We start from the raw sequence: 3,305 nt of genomic DNA on the forward strand, positions 1-3,305 counted from the left end.
CAGAAATAATTGGTGGAAAGGCGTTCAAAAAACTCGCCCAGGGCACTGGCCAGGCAGGCCAGGCGGGTAGCGCCCTTGCCATTGGTGAACAACAGCGGGCAATCGCGGTCACGAATATGCACCGACCAGATGCCATCGACAGGGTTGAGCCAGGATCTTTCTTCAATATGAAAACCGAGCGCCTGCAGCTTGGCTTGCAGGGTCTTGATGGTGGATTCGAGCGAGGCGTCTTTGCCTGGGATAAAGTTTTCGATTTGCATGGATCCCAGCATACCAAACTCCACCCTCCGCCACGGCCGGCGGTAGACTTGGCCACCCGCCCATAACAAGCATTACCTGAAAGACTTTCATGATCCTCGAACTCGCCGACATCCGCATTCACCTTGGCCAGAACGCCGCCTTTGAAGAGGCCATCCAGCGTGGCTTGAAAACCGTTATTTCTGAGGCCAAAGGGTTTCAAGGCTACAAGGTCAACAGGGGCATTGAAAACAGCGAGCGCTATGTGCTCCAGATTTTCTGGGACACGCTGGAAGACCACACGGTGGGTTTTCGCGAGTCGCCGGCTTTTGCAGATTGGCGTGCCATCGTCGGACCATTTTTTGCCGCCGCCCCGGTGGTCGAACACTTTGACCTGGTGGCCAAGTCATGAGCTATGTTTTCAAACCCGCCCCAATAGCCTCCGTGCCCGTGCTGGGCAAGCCTGAGCGCTTTCCGGTGCACCGCATTTACTGTGTGGGCCGCAACTACGAAGATCACGCCAAGGAGATGGGCTTCACCGGCCGCGAGCCGCCCTTCTTTTTTCTGAAACCGGCCAATTCACTGATCGTGGTCAACGCGGGTGAGACGGGCGCCATGCCCTACCCCAGCCTCACCACGAACCTGCACCACGAAATCGAACTGGTGGTGGCCATTGGCACGGGTGGTAAAAACATCAAGGCGGCGGACGCCCACAAACACATTTACGGCTACGCCGTGGGCCTGGACATGACGCGCCGTGACCTGCAAAACGAGATGAAAAAACAGGGTCGCCCCTGGTGCATAGGCAAGGCGTTTGACCATTCGGCGCCCATCGGTCCCATCACCCCCGCTGACCAGGCCGGCGATATTGCCAAGGCCGAGATTTCATTGCAGGTCAACGGCCAGGTTCGCCAGCGCAGCCAGGTGTCCAAACTGATCTGGAATATCGCCGAAACCATTGAACACCTGTCGGCCGCCTGGGAACTTCAGCCCGGCGATTTGATCTATACCGGCACGCCAGAGGGCGTCGGTGCTGTGGTCAAGGGCGACACCCTGCTGGGCGCCGTGACCGGGCTGGAATCCCTCCAGATCGTCATCCAGTAAGGCCGCACACTACACTGCTTTTATGCTTCGAGTTCCCATCAAACACTGCAAGAATTGCGGCACTGCCGTGATATACCGGATTCCGGACGATGGCGACACCAAGGAGCGCGCGGTTTGCGAGGTTTGCAGCACCATTCACTATGAAAACCCGCTCAATGTGGTCGGCACCGTGCCGCATTGGGAAGACAAAGTGCTGCTGTGCAAACGCAACATCGAGCCGCGTTGGGGCAAATGGACGTTGCCGGCCGGCTTCATGGAGTTGAACGAGACCGTGGCCGAAGGCGCAGCACGGGAAACGCTGGAAGAATCCGGGGCGCAGTTCGAGATGGAAGGTCTTTTCTCTCTGGTCAACGTTGCCCGCGTCGGTCAGGTCCACCTGTTTTACCGGGCGCGGCTGCTGAATGACACCTTCAATCCCGGCTTCGAGACCATCGAGGCCCGCCTGTTTACTGAAGACGAAATACCCTGGGACGAAATTGCCTTCAGAACCGTCAAGGAAACACTGGAACACTACTTTGCAGACCGCCGCGCTGGCCACTATTCCATTCATGCCATCGACATCGTCTGACATGGCCACGGCTTGTTCGCCGCACCAGGCGCGCACCTGGCCGGGTGTGAAGATCCGCACGCAATTGTGGGTTTACCGCGTCGGCGGCTACCTGCTGATCAATGTCATTGACGACCCGGCCTGGCTGGCACTGATGTTTTGCTAGGCCTCCCGGCATTGCCCTATGCTGCCCTGCTACGTTCTGCTTGACCTTGAAACCACCGGGGGCAACCCGGCCCATGACCGCATCACCGAAGTGGCCGCCGTGCGTATCGAGGACGGGCAGGAGGTGGCGCGCTGGAGCTCCCTGGTCAATCCCGGCACCCCCATCTCCACGTTCATTCAGAACCTGACCGGCATCAGCAACCGGATGGTGGCCGAGGCTCCGGGCTTTGACGAGGTCGCCCCGCATTTGCTGGAAATGCTGGAGGGCGCCGTCTTGGTGGCGCACAACGTGCGTTTTGACCACGGCTTTCTGCTCAACGAGTTTGCCCGCCTGGAAACCCCGCTGCGCGTCAAAACGCTGTGCACCGTGCGCCTGTCGCGCCTGCTGTATCCGCAGCACCGCAGCCATGGCCTGGACGCCATCATGCAACGCCACGGCCTGAGCACCAGCGCCCGGCACCGGGCCATGGGCGATGTCGACATGGTGCTGGCCTGGCTGGGTATTGCAGCCCAGGAACTGGGCGCAGAGCAGATCAGGCAACACGCACTGACCCTTTTGCAAGGCAGCGCCGCCCTGCCACCGCAGCTGGAAACCGCGGTCAATGACATTCCGGAGTCTGCGGGCGTCTACTCGTTTTATGGCGAAGGCCCGTTGCCTTTGTACATCGGCAAGAGCATCAAGCTGCGCAGCCGGGTCATGACGCATTTTCAGGCGGCCAGCAAGTCGCCCCGCGAGATGCGCATCGCGCAGGAAATTCGGCGCATCGAGTGGATTGAAACCGCGGGCGAACTCGGCGCCCTGCTGCTCGAAGCCCAACTGGTTAAGGACAAGCAGCCGGTCTACAACCGCCAGTTGCGCCGCACTAGCACGCTGTGCGCCTGGCGACTGGACGAGAGCCCGCTGGCCCGACCGCTGCTGAGCCTGGTGCGCGGTGAGGATTTGCAGCCCCGGGAGTTTGAGCGGCTGTACGGGGTTTACCGCTCCAAAAGCCTGGCCATCGCAGGCCTGCGGGAACTCGCCGATACCCACAGCCTGTGCCTGCAGGCCCTGGGGCTGGAATCCGGCCAAGGGCGCTGTTTTGCCCACCAGATTGGCCGCTGCAAAGGCGTGTGCTGCGGGGAAGAAAAGCCCGAATTGCACCATCTGCACGGCCGTGTTTTACGTGCAGCGCATTCGGACCGAAGTGTACCAGCCGCCGGGCTGCTTCGGCGGCGCTTAAACCGGTTTGGATGCTGGTTTGCAGTTGGCGCG

At 60.4% G+C, this 3,305-nt stretch carries 5 protein-coding genes and 2 pseudogenes; 5 read left to right on the plus strand and 2 right to left on the minus strand.

What is annotated here, in order from left to right:
* Positions 1-272, minus strand: a pseudogene (locus Q7T36_RS02380) (OsmC domain/YcaO domain-containing protein); the annotation flags it as partial.
* A 77-nt stretch (positions 273-349) separates the two neighbouring features.
* On the opposite strand from Q7T36_RS02380, the gene Q7T36_RS02385 reads away from it, so the two are divergent.
* The 5 genes and pseudogenes from Q7T36_RS02385 to Q7T36_RS17960 all read left to right on the plus strand — a co-directional run.
* Positions 350-649, plus strand: coding sequence for an antibiotic biosynthesis monooxygenase (locus tag Q7T36_RS02385; protein ID WP_304843616.1), 300 nt, complete (start codon positions 350-352; stop codon positions 647-649).
* Positions 646-1,341 (plus strand): fumarylacetoacetate hydrolase family protein, encoded by a 696-nt coding sequence (locus tag Q7T36_RS02390; RefSeq protein WP_304843618.1) that lies wholly within the window; start codon positions 646-648, stop codon positions 1,339-1,341. The genes Q7T36_RS02385 and Q7T36_RS02390 overlap by 4 nt, the downstream gene beginning before the upstream one ends.
* Before the next feature lie 22 nt (positions 1,342-1,363).
* Positions 1,364-1,909, plus strand: coding sequence for an NUDIX hydrolase (locus tag Q7T36_RS02395; protein ID WP_370690035.1), 546 nt, complete (start codon positions 1,364-1,366; stop codon positions 1,907-1,909).
* A gap of 1 nt (position 1,910) precedes the next feature.
* The gene (locus tag Q7T36_RS02400) at positions 1,911-2,054 is read left to right on the plus strand and encodes a hypothetical protein (protein WP_304843620.1); all 144 of its coding nucleotides are present in this window, start codon (positions 1,911-1,913) and stop codon (positions 2,052-2,054) included.
* An 18-nt stretch (positions 2,055-2,072) separates the two neighbouring features.
* Positions 2,073-2,531, plus strand: a pseudogene (locus Q7T36_RS17960) (PolC-type DNA polymerase III); the annotation flags it as partial.
* Positions 2,532-2,916: 385 nt separating this feature from the next.
* Here Q7T36_RS17960 and Q7T36_RS17965 read toward each other — a convergent pair.
* A complete protein-coding gene (locus Q7T36_RS17965; protein ID WP_370690036.1) occupies positions 2,917-3,297 on the minus strand; it encodes a cation-transporting P-type ATPase in 381 nt (126 codons plus the stop codon).
* Between the last annotated feature and the right edge of the window lie 8 nt (positions 3,298-3,305).

The sequence above is a fragment of the Fluviicoccus sp. genome (assembly GCF_030646115.1).
Taxonomy (GTDB): domain Bacteria; phylum Pseudomonadota; class Gammaproteobacteria; order Pseudomonadales; family Moraxellaceae; genus Fluviicoccus.

Excerpts from the sequence above, each read along its gene's own strand:
- Q7T36_RS02385 (WP_304843616.1), top strand. The coding sequence starts at position 350 with ATGATCCTCGAACTCGCCGACATCCGCATTCACCTTGGCCAGAACGCC.
- Q7T36_RS02390 (WP_304843618.1), top strand. The coding sequence starts at position 646 with ATGAGCTATGTTTTCAAACCCGCCCCAATAGCCTCCGTGCCCGTGCTG.
- Q7T36_RS02395 (WP_370690035.1), top strand. The coding sequence starts at position 1,364 with ATGCTTCGAGTTCCCATCAAACACTGCAAGAATTGCGGCACTGCCGTG.
- Q7T36_RS02400 (WP_304843620.1), top strand. The coding sequence starts at position 1,911 with ATGGCCACGGCTTGTTCGCCGCACCAGGCGCGCACCTGGCCGGGTGTG.